Annotated in this window: 13 protein-coding genes and 1 tRNA gene; 13 read left to right on the forward strand and 1 reads right to left on the reverse strand. The window is 55.9% G+C overall.

Annotated elements, in window-relative coordinates; all coding sequences use genetic code 11:
* Positions 1–71 precede the first annotated feature (71 nt).
* From KUV22_RS15015 to tuf, 13 genes are all read left to right on the forward strand, one after another.
* A tRNA-Trp gene (locus tag KUV22_RS15015) sits at positions 72–147 on the forward strand.
* Between the two features lie 117 nt (positions 148–264).
* Entirely contained in the window at positions 265–633 is a 369-nt protein-coding gene (secE, locus tag KUV22_RS15020; RefSeq protein ID WP_010130322.1) for a preprotein translocase subunit SecE, read from the forward strand.
* Positions 634–643: 10 nt separating this feature from the next.
* Complete coding sequence (gene nusG / locus KUV22_RS15025; RefSeq protein ID WP_077406736.1) at positions 644–1,177, forward strand: transcription termination/antitermination protein NusG; 534 nt, start codon at positions 644–646, stop codon at positions 1,175–1,177.
* A 175-nt stretch (positions 1,178–1,352) separates the two neighbouring features.
* The gene (gene rplK, locus KUV22_RS15030; protein ID WP_077406732.1) at positions 1,353–1,784 is read left to right on the forward strand and encodes a 50S ribosomal protein L11; all 432 of its coding nucleotides are present in this window, start codon (positions 1,353–1,355) and stop codon (positions 1,782–1,784) included.
* Positions 1,785–2,483 (forward strand): 50S ribosomal protein L1, encoded by a 699-nt coding sequence (gene rplA / locus KUV22_RS15035; RefSeq protein ID WP_222232484.1) that lies wholly within the window; start codon positions 1,785–1,787, stop codon positions 2,481–2,483.
* 278 nt (positions 2,484–2,761) lie between these two features.
* On the forward strand, positions 2,762–3,256 hold the full coding sequence (gene rplJ, locus KUV22_RS15040; protein ID WP_077406725.1) for a 50S ribosomal protein L10: 495 nt from the start codon (positions 2,762–2,764) through the stop codon (positions 3,254–3,256).
* 88 nt (positions 3,257–3,344) lie between these two features.
* Positions 3,345–3,713 carry a 50S ribosomal protein L7/L12 gene (gene rplL, locus KUV22_RS15045; protein WP_010130328.1) on the forward strand — a complete coding sequence of 123 codons (369 nt, stop codon included), beginning with the start codon at positions 3,345–3,347 and terminating at the stop codon, positions 3,711–3,713.
* A 306-nt stretch (positions 3,714–4,019) separates the two neighbouring features.
* Complete coding sequence (gene rpoB, locus KUV22_RS15050) at positions 4,020–8,093, forward strand: DNA-directed RNA polymerase subunit beta (RefSeq protein WP_222232486.1); 4,074 nt, start codon at positions 4,020–4,022, stop codon at positions 8,091–8,093.
* Between the two features lie 123 nt (positions 8,094–8,216).
* Positions 8,217–12,446 (forward strand): DNA-directed RNA polymerase subunit beta', encoded by a 4,230-nt coding sequence (gene rpoC, locus KUV22_RS15055; RefSeq protein WP_222232488.1) that lies wholly within the window; start codon positions 8,217–8,219, stop codon positions 12,444–12,446.
* A 260-nt stretch (positions 12,447–12,706) separates the two neighbouring features.
* A complete protein-coding gene (gene rpsL, locus KUV22_RS15060) occupies positions 12,707–13,081 on the forward strand; it encodes a 30S ribosomal protein S12 (RefSeq protein ID WP_010130332.1) in 375 nt (124 codons plus the stop codon).
* Between the two features lie 128 nt (positions 13,082–13,209).
* Complete coding sequence (rpsG, locus tag KUV22_RS15065) at positions 13,210–13,680, forward strand: 30S ribosomal protein S7 (RefSeq protein WP_222232490.1); 471 nt, start codon at positions 13,210–13,212, stop codon at positions 13,678–13,680.
* Between the two features lie 120 nt (positions 13,681–13,800).
* On the forward strand, positions 13,801–15,909 hold the full coding sequence (fusA, locus tag KUV22_RS15070; protein WP_222232492.1) for an elongation factor G: 2,109 nt from the start codon (positions 13,801–13,803) through the stop codon (positions 15,907–15,909).
* Between the two features lie 42 nt (positions 15,910–15,951).
* Positions 15,952–17,145: an elongation factor Tu gene (tuf, locus tag KUV22_RS15075; RefSeq protein ID WP_222232482.1), complete on the forward strand. Its 1,194-nt coding sequence runs from the start codon at positions 15,952–15,954 to the stop codon at positions 17,143–17,145.
* Positions 17,146–17,227: 82 nt separating this feature from the next.
* On the opposite strand, the gene KUV22_RS15080 is transcribed toward tuf, so the two are convergent.
* Entirely contained in the window at positions 17,228–17,704 is a 477-nt protein-coding gene (locus KUV22_RS15080; protein ID WP_222232494.1) for an aminoacyl-tRNA deacylase, read from the reverse strand.
* Between the last annotated feature and the right edge of the window lie 29 nt (positions 17,705–17,733).

A 17,733-nucleotide genomic window follows, 5' to 3' on the forward strand; every position in this document is an offset into this window, starting at 1 on the left:
GCTGGGGTCGGTGGTATGATCCGCCCCTCATTTTTTCCGGAGATGGCGCAGTCTGCCTCCGGAAGTGTTCCAGGCCAGTAGTTCAATTGGTAGAGCATCGGTCTCCAAAACCGACTGTTGGGGGTTCGAGTCCCTCCTGGCCTGCCAACTTTCAGATGCCCGCAAGGGGCCTGCAGTTGGGCTATCCTGTACTGCTGTCGCTCTTTGTGGTCGTAGGCAATAAAGGCGCCTTGCAGTATCTGGGCGCACTAAAGGCTTCTTTGTATGAATGCAAAAGTAGAGGCGAAAACCTTTCGTCTTGACGGCCTCAAGTGGCTGGTAGTCGTGGCGTTGATTGGCGCTGCAGTTGCCGGTAATTCCTACTACGCCGAAATTCCCCTGTTGTATCGTGTGCTGGCAATCGTTGCGCTTTGCTTGGTTGCGGTATTTGTTGCAGTGCAGACCGAGAAGGGTAATGCCTTCTGGAATCTGCTGCGGGAAGCGCAAAATGAAGTGCGCCGCGTAGTATGGCCGACCCGTCAAGAAGCAACCCAGACCACCCTGATCGTGGTTGTGTTTGTGCTGCTGATGGCGGTCATTCTCTGGGCGTTGGACTCCGGTCTTGGCTGGATTGCTTCCAAGATCATTGGCTAAAGGTTAATCCATGGCAAAGCATTGGTATGTGGTTCAGGCCTACTCCGGCTATGAGAAGCGTGTAAAGACTTCTCTGAAGGAGCGCATTGAGCTGCACGAAATGGACCACCTCTTTGGTGAGGTGCTGGTGCCCACCGAGGAAGTGGTGGAAATGCGTGCCGGCCAAAAGCGCAAGAGTGAGCGTAAATTCTTCCCCGGTTACGTGCTGGTGGAAATGGAGTTGAACGACGACACCTGGCACCTGGTTAAAGAGACCCCTCGTGTGCTGGGCTTTATTGGCGGCAAGGCGGACAAGCCGGCGCCAATCACCGATCGTGAAGCTCAGGCGATTCTGAATCGCATCGACGACTCTGTTGATAAGCCCAAGCCCAAGACGCTGTTCGAGCCGGGTGAAATGGTGCGTGTTATCGACGGTCCGTTTAATGATTTCAATGGTGTGGTTGAGGAAGTCAACTACGAGAAGAGCCGCCTGCGGGTGGCGGTGTTGATCTTCGGTCGCTCCACACCAGTAGAGCTGGAATTCAGCCAGGTAGAAAAGAGCTGATTTCGAGCTGAAAGGATTCGGCCCTCTTTCGTTTCGGCGGAAGAGGGCTTTCGCGTCCCTGAAAGCCCAGTGCTGAAAATGCCCTGGCCTGATGGGAAAACAGGGGAGCTGAGCGTTGCACGTTTGTATAAGTGTACAGCGCAGGCGCTAATACCCAGTTAAAGAGGAAGCTGTAATGGCTAAGAAAGTAGAAGCTTACATCAAGCTGCAAGTTAAGGCCGGTCAGGCCAACCCAAGCCCCCCCGTTGGTCCTGCACTGGGCCAGCACGGCGTGAACATCATGGAGTTCTGTAAAGCGTTTAACGCACAGACCCAGAGCCTGGAGCCAGGCCTGCCGGTACCGGTAGTGATCTCCGTTTACAACGATCGCTCCTTCACCTTCATCATGAAGTCGCCGCCCGCGTCGGTTCTGCTGCGCAAGGCTGCCAAGATCAAGAGCGGTTCCGGCCGTCCGAACACCGAGAAAGTCGGTAAAGTGACCCGCGCTCAGATCGAAGAAATCGTTGAAATGAAAAAAGCAGACCTGACTGCCTCCGATATGGATGCAGCGGTGCGCACCATCGCTGGTTCTGCTCGCAGTGCCGGTATCGAAGTGGAGGGTCTGTAAGTGGCTAAATTGACCAAGCGTCAGCGCGCAATGGCTGAAAAACTGGAAGCTGGCAAGGCTTACGGTATCGACGAAGCAGTAGCGCTGCTGAAAGAATTCTCCAAGGTTAAGTTCTCCGAAACCGTGGACGCAGCGATCAATCTGGGTATTGATCCGCGTAAATCCGACCAGGCTGTTCGTGGCGCGACCACTCTGCCACACGGTACCGGTAAAGAAGTACGTGTTGCTGTATTCACCCAGGGTGCCAACGCCGACGCCGCGAAAGAAGCTGGCGCTGACATCGTTGGTATGGACGAACTGGCAGCAGAAGTTAAAGCTGGCAAGATGGATTTCGACGTAGTTGTGGCCTCTCCGGATGCTATGCGCGTCGTTGGCCAGCTGGGTCAGATCCTCGGCCCGCGTGGCCTGATGCCGAACCCAAAAACCGGCACCGTTACCCCGGACGTAGCGACTGCGGTTAAGAATGCTAAAGCTGGTCAGGTGCGTTTCCGCGCTGACAAAGGCGGCATCGTGCACGGTGGTATCGGCAAGGTTGCTTTCGACGTAAACGCGCTGAAAGAAAACCTGGAAGCACTGGTTGCTGACCTGAAGAAGGCCAAGCCGGCTTCTGCCAAGGGCGTGTATCTGAAGAAGATCACCCTGAGCACCACCATGGGCCCGGGTCTGACCATCGACCAGGCTACTCTGGACGTTAAGTAATTAGCGCCAGATTGTAAAAGAACTTTGGGGTTCGCCGCAGCGCCTAGGCAATGCGGCGGGCCGTCAAAGACCGTAGGTGCGGTGGGTATTTGAGGTTTAAATGCTCCCTGCTTAATCCGCGCTCCGGCCAGGTTGGCCGCTAGGTTTTACACCGAGGAGTGCGAGCCTACGCAGACGGTGTTGCCCAAACCAGTATTTTTACTGGATTTGAGCTTTTTGCACCGGAACGGATTGGGTTCATTTGACCCCAATCTTTTTTCAAATCCAGGAGTGACACTATGGCTATTGGACTCGTAGACAAGAAAGCGATTGTCGCGGAAGTCCAGCAGGCTGCTGAGGGTGCTCTGTCTGCGGTTGTTGCGGATTCCCGTGGCGTAACCGTGAATGACATGACTGCCCTGCGCAAAGAGGCTCGCGAGAACGGCGTTTGGTTGAAAGTCGTCCGCAATACTCTGGCGCGTCGCGCTCTGGCCGGTACCGAATTCGAATGTCTGATCGAGACGTTCGTAGGTCCCAGCATCATTGCTTTCTCTAACGAACACCCGGGTGCCGGCGCGCGCATCCTAAAGGCGTTCGCAAAAGACAATGAAAAGCTGGAGCTGAAAGGTGCCGCCTTCGAAGGCGTAGCGACTGACATCGCTCTGTTGGCAAGCCTGCCGACTTACGATGAAGCAATCGCTAAGCTGATGAGCTGCATGAAAGAAGCATCCGCTGGCAAACTGGTTCGCACTATTGCGGCCGTTCGCGACCAGAAAGAGCAGGAAGCTGCTTAATAGTTTCGCAAAAAGCGAAATGGCAGTTATCCACTTTTTATAGAAATTACGAGCAGTTTCCTGCTCACACGAAATCAGGTACTAACTCATGTCTCTGACTAAAGAAGATATCATCAATGCGATCGCCGAAATGTCCGTTAAGGACGTTGTTGAGCTGATCGAAGCTATGGAAGAGAAGTTCGGCGTAACCGCAGCTGCTGCTGTTATGGCTGGCCCGGCTGGCGGCGAAGCTGCTGCAGAAGAGAAAGACGAATTCGACGTAATTCTGTCCTCTGCTGGCGACAAGAAAGTAAACGTGATCAAAGCTGTTCGCGGCATCACCGGTCTGGGCCTGAAAGAAGCCAAGGCGCTGGTAGACGGTGCTCCGAGCCCGCTGAAAGAAGGCGTTTCCAAAGACGAAGCCGAAGCAGCCAAGAAAGAGCTGGAAGAAGCTGGCGCTACCGTAGAACTGAAGTAATTCGGTTTTACACACTACCGCCGGTAGCCGATCAGTCGGTTGCTGGCGGAAAGGCTGGTGGACTTTTGTCCGCCGGCCTTTTTGCCGTTTGCAGCATGGGGCTTTTCCCGCCACTGGTGAGGAACAGGTCGCAGCGTAAACGGCAAACAAACCGAGAGGTTTGTGCACAGGGTGGAATGTTTTTTGGTCAGTCCTTAAAGCGTAGCGCAATGTGCAGAGACTTCTCGCCCGGATGGGCTGCGTAACGTCAGATTGCTGACCGTAGCTCTGATGAAGTCTTGTCACCGATCAAGCTGGGGAATATGAATGGCTTACTCATACACTGAGAAAAAACGTATCCGCAAGGATTTTGGCAAACTGCCTAAGGTCATGGACGTGCCTTTCCTGCTTGCGATACAGCTGGACTCGTATCGCAAATTTACTCAGGCCGACACGCGCCCGGAAGAGCGCCTGGATATCGGCCTGCAGGCGGCGTTCAAGTCTGTATTTCCAATTGTCAGCTACTCTGGCAATGCCGCACTGGAATATGTGAGCTACACCCTCGGCAAACCTGCCTTTGATGTAAAAGAGTGTACCCTGCGCGGCGTCACTTACGCGTGCCCGCTGCGTGTGCGCGTTCGTCTGATTATTTACGATAAAGAATCTGCGAATAAGTCCATCAAGGACATTAAAGAGCAGGAAGTGTACATGGGCGAGATTCCGCTCATGACTGAAAACGGTACCTTCGTAATCAATGGTACCGAGCGTGTTATCGTGTCTCAGCTGCACCGCTCCCCGGGTGTATTTTTCGACCACGATAAAGGTAAGACCCACTCTTCCGGTAAGTTGTTGTACGCCGCACGGGTAATTCCTTACCGTGGTTCATGGCTCGACTTCGAGTTCGACCCGAAAGATCTGGTGTATGTACGTATCGACCGTCGTCGTAAACTGCCGGCGACCATTCTGCTGCGCGCACTGGGTTACAGCTCGCAAGAAATGCTGGAAATGTTCTTCGACACCAGCAAATTCACCCTGAATGACGAAACCGTCAGCCTGGATCTGATTCCTTCCCGCCTGCGTGGTGATGTTGCGTCCTTCGACATCAAGGATGGCAGCGGCAAGGTAATCGTTGAGGAAGGTCGTCGTGTCACGCCTCGCCATATTCGCCAGCTGGAAAAAGCAGGTGTGGAAAAGCTGGAAGCGCCGATTTCCTACGCCTACGGCCGCGTACTGGCCCACGACGTAATCGACGAAGCTACCGGCGAAGTGGTTGTTGAGGCCAATGCCGAGATCACCGAAGAGGTGATCACCAAGCTGCGCCTGATGAATGTCGACAGCTTCAACACCCTGTATACCAATGACCTGGACTGCGGTCCGTTCATTTCTGACACTCTGCGCGCCGATCCTTCCCGCACCGAGCTGGAAGCGCTGGTGGAAATCTACCGCATGATGCGCCCGGGCGAGCCGCCCACCAAGGAGTCTGCAGAGTCCCTGTTTGAGAACCTGTTCTTCTCCGACGAGCGTTACGACCTGTCTGCGGTAGGCCGCATGAAGTTCAATCGCCGTCTGGGTCGTGCGGACGAGACCGGTGAGGGCACCCTGAGCAAAGACGACATCGTCGATGTTCTGAAAACTCTGATCGAGATCCGTAACGGTCGCGGCATGGTCGACGATATCGACCACCTGGGTAACCGTCGCGTGCGTTCCGTGGGCGAAATGGCCGAAAACCAGTTCCGCGTTGGTCTGGTGCGTGTTGAGCGCGCGGTGAAAGAGCGTCTGTCCATGGCGGAATCCGAAGGCCTGATGCCGCAGGATCTGATCAACGCCAAGCCGGTTGCCGCTGCGGTGAAGGAATTCTTTGGTTCCTCCCAGCTGTCCCAGTTTATGGACCAGAACAACCCGCTGTCGGAAGTGACCCACAAGCGCCGTGTTTCTGCTCTGGGCCCGGGTGGTCTGACCCGTGAGCGTGCGGGCTTCGAGGTGCGAGACGTACACCCGACCCACTACGGCCGCGTATGTCCGATTGAGACGCCGGAAGGTCCGAACATTGGTCTGATTAACTCCCTGGCGACCTATGCCCGTGCCAACCACTACGGCTTCCTGGAAAGCCCGTACCGCAAGGTTGTCGACGGCAAGGTAACCGACGAGATCGAATACCTGTCAGCGATTAACGAAGCCAACTACATCGTTGCACAGGCTTCAGCAGAAGTTGACGAGAACGGTCGCTTCACCGATGACCTGGTAAGCGTGCGTCACCAGTACGAATTCACCCTGAAAGCGCCGGAAGAGATCCAGTACATGGACGTTTCCGCCCGCCAGGTAGTGTCCGTGGCTGCGGCAATGATTCCGTTCCTGGAACACGATGATGCGAACCGTGCACTCATGGGTTCCAACATGCAGCGTCAGGCGGTGCCGACTCTGCGCGCCGACAAGCCGCTGGTAGGTACTGGCATGGAGCGCACTGTAGCGCGCGACTCCGGTGTATGTATCGTTGCCAAGCGCGGTGGTGTGATTGAGCGTGTCGATGCCAGCCGTGTTGTTGTGCGTGTACACAACGACGAAGTAGAAGCCGGTGATGCGGGTGTGGATCTGTATGGTCTGACCAAGTACACCCGCTCTAACCAGAACACCTGCATCAACCAGCGCCCGATCGTGAAGACCGGTGACGTGGTTGCACGCGGCGACATCCTCGCCGACGGTCCTTCTGTCGACCTGGGTGAGCTGGCGCTGGGCCAGAACATGCGCATCGCGTTCATGCCCTGGAACGGTTACAACTTTGAGGATTCCATCCTGGTATCCGAGCGCGTGGTACAGGAAGACCGCTTCACCACCATCCACATTCAGGAACTCACCTGTATTGCCCGTGACACCAAGCTGGGCAGTGAGGAAATCACCGCGGATATCCCCAACGTGGGCGAGTCTGCGCTGAACAAACTGGATGAGTCCGGCATCGTGTACATCGGTGCAGAAGTGGGCGCTGGTGACATCCTGGTAGGTAAGGTGACGCCGAAAGGTGAAGCCCAGCTGACCCCGGAAGAAAAACTGCTGCGTGCGATCTTCGGTGAGAAAGCCTCTGACGTTAAAGACACTTCCCTGCGTGCGCCTTCCGGCACCCGCGGTACCGTCATCGACGTACAGGTCTTCACCCGCGACGGCCTGCAGAAAGACCAGCGCTCTCTCGCTATCGAGAAGGCGCAGCTGGATGAAGTACGTAAGGACCTGAACGAAGAGTACCGCATCGTTGAAGGCGCGACCTTCGAGCGTCTGGCGGCTGCGCTGGAAGGCCAGAAAGTTGCCGGCGGCAAAGGCGTCAAGAAAGGCGACGTGCTGAACGCTGAGATCCTGTCCGAACTGCCGCGTGAAGACTGGTTCAAACTGCGCATGGCAGAAGAGAGCCTGAACGAGCAGCTGGAAAAAGCCGAAGCTCAGCTGAGCGATCGTCGCAAACTGCTGGACGAGCAGTTCGAAGACAAGAAGAAGAAACTGGAATCTGGCGACGATCTGGCGCCGGGCGTACTGAAAATCGTCAAGGTGTACCTGGCGATCAAGCGTCGCATCCAGCCTGGTGACAAGATGGCCGGCCGTCACGGTAACAAAGGTGTTATCTCCGTGATCAAGCCGGTGGAAGACATGCCGTACGACGAGAACGGTGAGCCGGTAGACGTGGTTCTGAACCCGCTGGGTGTTCCGTCTCGTATGAACGTTGGTCAGGTTCTGGAAATGCACCTGGGCATGGCGGCGAAAGGCCTGGGCGTGAAAATTGATCGCATGATCAAGGAAAAGCAGGAAGCGGCGAAGATCCGTGGTTTCCTGGAAGAAGTCTACAACTCCACCGGCGGCCGCAAGGAAGAGCTGGACGAGCTGTCTGACGAAGAAGTGCTGTCCATGTCCGAAAACCTGCGTCGCGGTGTACCCATGGCGACTCCGGTATTCGACGGTGCGGCAGAGCCCGAAATCAAGAAGCTGCTGCGTCTGGCTGACATCCCGGATTCCGGCCAGATCACTCTGTACGATGGCCGCACCGGTGATGCCTTCGAGCGTCCGGTAACCGTTGGCTACATGTACATGCTGAAGCTGAACCACCTGGTAGACGACAAGATGCACGCGCGTTCTACCGGTTCTTACAGCCTGGTTACCCAGCAGCCGCTGGGTGGTAAGGCGCAGTTCGGTGGTCAGCGCTTCGGTGAGATGGAGGTGTGGGCACTGGAAGCATACGGTGCTGCTTACACCCTGCAGGAAATGCTCACGGTCAAATCCGATGACGTTGAAGGTCGTACCAAGATGTACAAGAACATCGTGGATGGCGACCACCGCATGGAACCGGGCATGCCCGAATCCTTCAACGTACTGGTTAAGGAAATCCGCTCGCTCGGCATGAACTTCGAGCTGGAAAACGAATAACACTGGTATTAATCGGATTTAGTAGACAGAGACCGGTGGCGGCCCGCAGCAATGGCCACCACCGGCCCTCCCGGCCCCAGAGGCAGTTGGCCGGGAAGACTACCCCCTAGTGGAGGAAAGGCCTTGAAAGATTTGTTAAACCTGGTGAAAGCCCAGGATCAGCTCGAAGAATTTGACGCTATCCGTATCGGTCTGGCATCCCCGGACACGATTCGCTCCTGGTCCTACGGCGAAGTGAAAAAGCCGGAGACCATCAACTACCGTACGTTCAAGCCAGAGCGTGAAGGTCTGTTCTGTGCCAAGATTTTTGGCCCGGTAAAGGACTACGAGTGCCTGTGCGGCAAGTACAAGCGCATGAAGCATCGCGGCATCATCTGTGAGAAGTGCGGTGTTGAAGTAACCAAGGCGAAAGTACGCCGTGAGCGCATGGGCCACATCGAGCTGGCCAGCCCGGTTGCGCACATCTGGTTCCTGAAGTCTCTGCCGTCCCGTATCGGCCTGCTGCTGGACATGACCCTGCGCGACATCGAGCGTGTACTGTACTTCGAATCTTACGTTGTGACCGATCCGGGTATGACTACCCTGGAGCGCGGCCAGCTGCTGAACGACGAGCAGTACTTCGAAGCGATGGAAGAGTTCGCCGATGAGTTCGAAGCGAAAATGGGTGCCGAAGCCATCCAGGAGCTGATGAACGACATCGACCTGCCTCAGGAAATCCAGCGCCTGCGCGAAGAGATTCCGGCAACCAACTCTGAAACCAAGATCAAGAAGCTGTCCAAGCGCCTCAAGCTGCTGGAAGCCTTCTACAAGTCCGGTAACAAGCCGGAGTGGATGATCATGCAGGCTCTCCCGGTTCTGCCGCCGGATCTGCGCCCGCTGGTACCGCTGGACGGTGGCCGCTTCGCGACCTCTGACCTGAACGACCTGTACCGTCGCGTGATCAACCGTAACAACCGTCTGAAGCGTCTGCTCGAGCTGAACGCGCCGGACATCATCGTGCGCAACGAAAAGCGTATGCTGCAGGAGTCTGTGGACGCACTGCTGGATAACGGCCGTCGCGGCCGCGCCATTACTGGCTCCAACAAGCGCCCGCTGAAGTCTCTGGCAGACATGATTAAAGGTAAGCAGGGTCGTTTCCGTCAGAACCTGCTCGGTAAGCGTGTGGATTACTCCGGTCGTTCCGTGATCGTGGTAGGTCCGACCCTGCGTCTGCACCAGTGTGGTCTGCCGAAGAAGATGGCCCTCGAGCTGTTCAAGCCGTTTATTTTCGGCAAGCTGGAAGCGCGCGGCTTGGCAACCACCATCAAAGCGGCCAAGAAAATGGTCGAGCGCGAAGAAGCGGTGGTATGGGACATTCTCGACGAAGTGATTCGCGAGCACCCGGTACTGCTGAACCGTGCACCGACTCTGCACCGTCTGGGTATCCAGGCATTTGAGCCGGTACTGATTGAAGGTAAGGCGATTCAGCTGCACCCGTTGGTGTGTGCGGCGTACAACGCCGACTTCGACGGTGACCAGATGGCGGTACACGTACCGCTGACCATTGAAGCGCAGCTGGAATCCCGCGCGCTGATGATGTCTACCAACAACATCCTGTCACCGGCAAACGGTGAGCCGATCATCGTACCGTCTCAGGACGTGGTACTGGGTCTGTACTGGATGACCCGTGAGCGTGTAAACGATAAAGGCGAAGGCATGTCCTTCTCCGATATCAAGGAAGTCAGCCGCGCCTTCTACGCCAAGCAGGTTGGCCTGCAGGCGAAGATCAAGGTTCGTATCGACGAGACCGTGATCGGCGAAGACGGCGAGAAGCACGTAACCCGTACCGTATACGACACCACTGTAGGCCGCGCGCTGCTGTGGAACATCGTACCGGAAGGCCTGCCCTTCGAGCTGGTAAACCAGCCGATGAAGAAGAAGGCGATCTCCCGCGTACTGAACGAGTGTTACCGTAAGGTTGGTCTGAAGGCGACCGTTATCTTCGCTGACCAGCTGATGTACACCGGTTTCGACTTCTCCACCAAGTCCGGTTCCTCCATTGGTGTGAACGACTTCGAGATCCCGGCAGCCAAGGCTGACCTGATTGCGACTGCAGAAGCAGAAGTAAAAGAGATCGAGAGCCAGTTTGCCTCCGGTCTTGTGACCGCGGGTGAGAAATACAACAAGGTAATCGACGTTTGGTCCCGTACCAACGACAAGGTTACCCAGGCGATGATGGCCGGCATCAAGAAAGAGCCGGTTGTGGATCGCGAGGGTAACGACACCGAGCAGGACTCCTTCAACTCCGTATACATGTACGCCGACTCCGGCGCACGGGGTTCTGAAGCGCAGATTCGTCAGCTGGCCGGTATGCGTGGCCTGATGGCGCGTCCAGATGGCTCGATTATTGAAAACGCCATCACCGCGAACTTCCGTGAAGGTCTGAGCGTACTGCAGTACTTCATCTCGACCCACGGTGCTCGTAAAGGTCTGGCGGATACCGCACTGAAAACCGCGAACTCCGGTTACCTGACCCGTCGTCTGGTAGACGTGGCGCAGGACGTGGTAATCACCGAAATCGATTGTGGTACCGACGAAGGTCTGACCATGACGCCGGTGATTGAGGGTGGTGACGTTATTGAATCCCTGGGTGACCGTATCCTGGGTCGAGTGGTTGCGCGCGACGTAGCCAAGCCTGGCAGCGAAGAAATCGCTGTTCCGGCCGGCACCATGATCGACGAAGCCTGGGTAGAGCGTATCGAAGGCATGGGCATCGATGAGGTTATGGTGCGTTCCGCCATTACCTGTGAGACGGCACACGGTATCTGTGCACAGTGTTACGGCCGTGACCTGGCGCGCGGTCACCGCGCGAACCCGGGTGAGTCTGTGGGCGTTGTTGCCGCGCAGTCCATTGGTGAGCCGGGTACCCAGCTGACCATGCGTACCTTCCACATCGGTGGTGCGGCTAGCCGTGCTTCTGCGGCGGACAGTATCCAGGTGAAACAGGGCGGTACCGTGCGCCTGCATAACCTGAAAACCGTGAAAACCGAAGCGGGCAACCTGGTTGCGGTATCTCGTTCCGGTGAGCTGGCGGTTGCCGACCCTGCCGGTCGTGAGCGTGAGCGCTACAAGCTGCCTTACGGTGCGATCATCAGCGTTGACGAAGGTTCAAGTATCGACGGTGGCCAGATCGTGGCCAAGTGGGATCCGCATACCCACCCGATCATCACCGAGGTTGCCGGTTGGGTGAAGCTGTCCGGCATGGAAGAAGGTCTGTCTATTCGCAAGCAGACTGACGAAATCACCGGTCTGTCCTCCATCGAAGTGATCGATCCGGCAGAGCGCCCGGCGGCAGGTAAAGACCTGCGTCCGGCTGTGACCCTGGTAGACGAGAACGGCGAAGAGCTGACTCTGGCGAACTCCAATGCACCGGCGCACTACGCACTGCCGCCGCGCGCGATCCTGAGCCTGAAAGACAGCGACAAGGTAAACGTTGGTGATGTAATCGCACGTATTCCGCAGGAATCCGGCGGTACCAAGGACATCACCGGTGGTCTGCCGCGTGTTGCCGACCTGTTTGAAGCGCGTAAGCCGAAAGAGCCGTCCATCCTGGCGGAAATCTCCGGTACCGTTTCCTTCGGTAAAGAGACCAAGGGCAAGGTTCGTCTGCAGATTGCTCCGCTGGACGGCAAGCCGCTGGCCAACGGCAAGGATCACTACGAAGTACTGATTCCGAAGCACCGTCAGCTGACCGTGTTCGAAGGCGAAACCGTAGCGAAGGGTGAGGTTATCTCCGATGGCCCGTCCAACCCGCACGATATTCTGCGTCTGAAGGGCGTGGAAGAGCTGGCGCGCTACATCACCAATGAGATCCAGGAGGTTTACCGCCTCCAGGGTGTAGGCATTAACGACAAGCACATTGAAACCATTGTGCGTCAGATGCTGCGTAAGGTTGAAATCCTCGAGATGGGTGATTCCGAGTTCATCAAGGGCGACCAGGTGGAATACCAGCGCGTGGTGGAAGAGAACGAGCGTCTGCGTGCCGAAGGCAAGCAACCGGCTCAGTTCGAGCGCCTGCTGCTGGGTATCACCAAAGCGTCTCTGGCGACCGAGTCCTTCCTGTCCGCGGCCTCCTTCCAGGAGACCACCCGCGTACTGACCGAAGCGGCGGTAACCGGTAAGGGCGATAACCTGCGCGGCCTGAAAGAAAACGTGGTAGTGGGTCGTCTGATCCCGGCCGGTACCGGTCTCGCCTACCACGCCGAGCGCAAGCGCAAGCGCACCCAGCAGCAGACCCAAGGCTTCGCCGAAGGTCCTTCTGCAGAAGAGGTGGAAGCGGCGCTGACCGAAGCCCTGAAATCTTCCGGGGAATAAGGTCAACGAAACGGAGTAGTCTGACTGGAAGGTTCTGTCTATACGGCGTTTTCCAGTCAGTTCCGGATCGCAATTACCAAGCGATGTAAGTGTTTACTTCGCTTGGTGGTTGACTCGGGGATGCGGCGTTTATAGAATGCGGCCCCCGCTAATGGGGTGCGATTGCCTGACGAACTTCAGGTTCGCCGGAATATCGCGCACTGACGATAGGCCCTCACTGCTGTAATTGGTGGGGGCGTTTTATTTTGGAGTGATTTTTAATGGCAACGATCAACCAGTTGGTTCGTAAGCCGAGAAAACGCAAAGTTGAAAAAAGCGATGTGCCTGCATTGCAAGCTTGCCCGCAGCGTCGTGGAGTTTGTACTCGTGTGTATACCACTACACCGAAGAAGCCGAACTCCGCACTGCGTAAAGTTTGTCGTGTGCGCCTGACCAACGGTTTCGAAGTAACTTCGTACATCGGCGGTGAAGGCCACAACCTGCAGGAGCACAGCGTGGTACTGATTCGCGGCGGTCGTGTAAAAGACTTGCCGGGTGTGCGCTACCACACTGTACGCGGTGCACTTGACTGTGCCGGCGTAAACGATCGCAAGCAGGGCCGTTCTAAGTACGGTGCCAAGCGTCCTAAGGGATAATTCCCCAAGGTCAATTTGCGTTTCGGTTTAACGAATAACCGGAGTAAGGCTGAGCTCGCCGATTTGTAGAAGCTATTTATTAGCGAATGCGGCGGCATCTCAGAGTAACCCTGAAGAGAGGCAATCCCATGCCAAGAAGACGAGTAGTCGCCAAGCGCGAAGTACTGCCCGATCCCAAGTTTGGGAACGTGACTCTGGCCAAGTTCATGAACCATGTCATGATCTCTGGTAAGAAGTCTGTGGCAGAGAGCATCGTATACGGTGCTCTGGATCTGGTTTCAGAAAAGCTGAACAAAGATCCGATTGAAATTTTTGAAGAGTCCCTGGAAAACATCGCCCCGATGGTGGAAGTAAAATCCCGTCGTGTTGGTGGTGCTACCTACCAGGTACCGGTAGAAGTGCGTCCTGCACGTCGTACCGCGCTGGCAATGCGCTGGCTGGTAGATTTCTCCCGTAAGCGCGGTGAGAAGTCTATGGCCCAGCGTCTGGCCAATGAAATGATCGACGCAGCCCAGAACAAGGGCGGCGCGGTTAAGAAGCGTGAAGACGTGCACCGTATGGCGGAAGCCAACAAGGCGTTCTCTCACTATCGTTTCTAAGATAGTGGCGCTTCTAAGTCTGATGAATATTTACATCGGCAATTAAAACCGAAAGGCAGCACGGCCAGTTTTTAAACACCCGGCCTGGCTGCCTTTTGCCGTTATATCGAGGATACAACTGTGGCACGTAAAACGCCTATCGAACGCTATCGTAATATCGGTATCTGCGCCCACGTAGACGCCGGTAAAACCACGACTACCGAGCGCGTACTGTTCTACACCGGTCTGTCCCACAAAATTGGTGAGGTGCACGAAGGCGCCGCAACCATGGACTGGATGGAGCAGGAGCAAGAGCGCGGTATCACCATTACCTCTGCAGCAACCACCTGTTTCTGGGCTGGTATGCAGCAGCAGTTTCCGCAGCATCGCGTAAACATCATCGACACCCCTGGACACGTTGACTTCACCATTGAAGTAGAGCGTTCCCTGCGTGTTCTCGATGGCGCGGTCGTTGTACTGTGCGGTTCTTCAGGCGTTCAGCCTCAGACCGAAACCGTATGGCGCCAGGCAAACAAGTACGAAGTACCGCGCATGGTATTCGTAAACAAGATGGACCGTGCCGGTGCGGACTTCCGCAAGGTTGTGGGCCAGCTGAAAGATCGCCTGAATGCGAACGCTGTACCTCTGCAAATGACCATTGGCTCCGAAGACGAGTTCAAGGGCGTTGTAGACTTGATCAAAATGAAAGCCATCCTGTGGAACGAAGATGACATGGGCATGACTTTCGAATACGGCGACATCCCGGCCGATATGCAGGACGAGTGCGAAGAAATGCGCGAGTTCCTGGTTGAAGCGGCTGCGGAAGCGACCGAAGAGCTGATGGAAAAGTACCTGGAAGAAGGTGAGCTGACCGAAGAAGAGATCAAGTCAGCGATCCGTCAGCGTACCCTGGCTAACGAAATCGTACCGGTTCTGGGCGGCTCTGCGTTCAAGAACAAGGGCGTACAGGCCATGCTGGACGCGGTTATCGAGTTCCTGCCGGCCCCGAACCAGGTTAAGGCGATCGAAGGTACTCTGCTCGACGCGGAAGAAACCGTTGAAACCCGTGAAGCTGACGACAATGCACCGTTTGCTGCACTGGCGTTCAAAATCGCTACCGACCCCTTCGTTGGTACTCTGACCTTCTTCCGTGTGTACTCCGGTAAGCTGGAAAGCGGCACCGCGGTATACAACTCCGTGAAGCAGAAGAAAGAGCGTGTCGGCCGTATGGTACAGATGCACTCCAACGACCGCCAGGAAATCAAAGAAGTACTGGCAGGTGACATTGCTGCGGCCATCGGCCTGAAAGATGTGACCACTGGTGACACCCTGTGTTCTGAAGACGCCAAGATCGTCCTCGAGCGTATGGAGTTCCCGGAGCCGGTAATCTCCGTAGCGGTAGAGCCGAAGTCCAAGCCGGACCAGGAAAAAATGGGCATCGCACTGGGCAAACTGGCTCAGGAAGACCCGTCTTTCCGCGTTAAGACCGACGAAGAGACTGGCCAGACCATCATCTCCGGTATGGGTGAGCTGCACCTGGACATCATCGTTGACCGCATGCGTCGTGAGTTCAACGTTGAAGCCAACATCGGTAAGCCTCAGGTTGCCTACCGTGAAACCATCCGCAACACCTCTGAGATCGAAGGCAAGTTCGTTCGTCAGTCCGGTGGTCGCGGTCAGTACGGTCACGTTTGGGTGAAATTCGAGCCGGCAGAGGACGAGTCCGCTGAAGGTCTGGAATTCGTCAACGAGATCGTTGGTGGTGTGGTACCGAAGGAATACATCCCCGCAGTAAACAAGGGTATTGAAGAGCAGATGCAGAACGGTGTTCTTGCTGGCTACCCGCTGCTGGGCCTGAAGGCTACCCTGTATGACGGCTCTTTCCACGATGTGGACTCCAACGAAATGGCGTTCAAGATCGCGGGCTCCATGGCTACCAAGAAGCTGGCAGACGTGGGCGGTGCTGTACTGCTCGAGCCGGTGATGAAGGTAGAAGTGGTTACCCCGGAAGAGAACATGGGTGACGTAGTAGGCGACCTGAACCGTCGTCGTGGTCTGATCCAGGGCATGGACGAAAATGCGTCCGGTAAAGTTGTAAACGCGGAAGTGCCGCTGGCCGAAATGTTCGGTTACGCCACCGACCTGCGTTCAGCTACCCAGGGCCGTGCTACTTACACCATGGAATTCCTGAAGTACGCGGAAGCGCCGAAAAACGTCGCTGACGAAATCATTGCAAAGAACAAAGCTTAAGCTTTAGTCCCTTTAAAACTTTTTAGTTAGAGGATCCTGAAAATGGGAAAAGAAAAGTTTGAACGTTCCAAGCCCCACGTAAACGTGGGCACCATCGGTCACGTTGACCACGGTAAAACCACTCTGACTGCTGCACTGACTCGCGTATGTGCAGAAGTATGGGGCGGCGACGCTGTTGCTTTCGACGGTATCGACAACGCTCCGGAAGAGCGTGAGCGTGGTATCACCATCGCAACCTCTCACGTTGAATACGAGTCCCCGACCCGTCACTACGCACACGTGGATTGCCCGGGACACGCCGACTACGTTAAGAACATGATCACCGGTGCTGCTCAGATGGACGGCGCTATCCTGGTATGTTCCGCAGCTGACGGCCCCATGCCGCAGACTCGTGAGCACATCCTGCTGTCCCGTCAGGTAGGTGTACCTTACATCGTGGTATTCCTGAACAAAGCCGACATGGTTGACGACGAAGAGCTGCTGGAACTGGTTGAGATGGAAGTTCGTGAACTTCTGGACCAGTACGAGTTCCCGGGTGACGACACCCCGATCATCGTTGGTTCCGCTCTGATGGCGCTGAACGGCGAAGACGACAACGAAATGGGTACCACCGCTGTTAAGAAGCTGGTTGAAACCCTGGACGAGTACATTCCGGAGCCGGAGCGTGCGGTAGACCAGCCGTTCCTGATGCCGATCGAAGACGTATTCTCCATCTCCGGTCGTGGTACCGTAGTTACCGGTCGTGTTGAGCGTGGTGTTATCAACACTGGTGACGAGATCGAGATCGTTGGTATCAAGGAAACCACCACTACTACCTGTACTGGTGTAGAGATGTTCCGCAAGCTGCTGGACGAAGGCCGCGCTGGTGAGAACATTGGTGCGCTGCTGCGTGGTACCAAGCGTGACGAAGTTGAGCGTGGTCAGGTTCTGGCTAAGCCGGGCTCCATCACCCCGCACACCAAGTTCGAAGCAGAAGTGTACGTACTGTCCAAGGACGAAGGTGGCCGTCACACCCCGTTCTTCAAAGGCTACCGTCCTCAGTTCTACTTCCGTACCACCGACGTAACTGGTGCGTGTGAACTGCCAGAAGGTACCGAGATGGTAATGCCAGGCGATAACGTTCAGATGACCGTTACCCTGATTGCGCCGATCGCAATGGAAGATGGTCTGCGCTTCGCGATCCGCGAAGGTGGCCGTACCGTTGGTGCTGGCGTTGTAGCTAAGATCATCGAGTAATCTTTACTCTCGATCGAAAGCAAAAAAGCCGCGGCAGAAATGCCGCGGCTTTTTTTTGCCTCTCATTTTTGTGTAACCGGGTTTACCACCAGTCCCGGCTCAGGTTGCAGTGCCGACTGGTCGCCATAAGACGGTCGAAATCTCCTCCATCCAGTGCCACCAGTGATTCATGATCGCCCGATTCCAGATAGATTGTGTCGCGCCTGTCCAGTCCAGTATCAACCAATGTCGTCAGTCCATATGCCTGACCCAGTGGTGGCAGGGCGCCGAGTTCACAATCGCTGAAGATGTTGCTGAATTCTGACTCGCTCACCATTTCCAGCTGGTTGCGTCCCGTTTCATCGCGCACCGCTCGCATATCCAAGCCGCTGCTTGCGGGTATGACCACCATAACCATGCCCTGGTCGTCCTTTAGCAGGATCGCCTTTGCCACCCGGTCTTCACGAACATCCGCTTTGTGCGCGCTTTCACGGCTGGTCGCGCTGTGTTCATGGGGAATCACCCGGTAGTGGACGGAATGGTTATCAAGGTATCGACTGACAGTGGGTGCCATGGTCATGACTTGTCCCTCCTGTGTAACGCTTTACT

This window comes from Microbulbifer agarilyticus (assembly GCF_019800665.1).
Lineage (GTDB): Bacteria > Pseudomonadota > Gammaproteobacteria > Pseudomonadales > Cellvibrionaceae > Microbulbifer > Microbulbifer agarilyticus_C.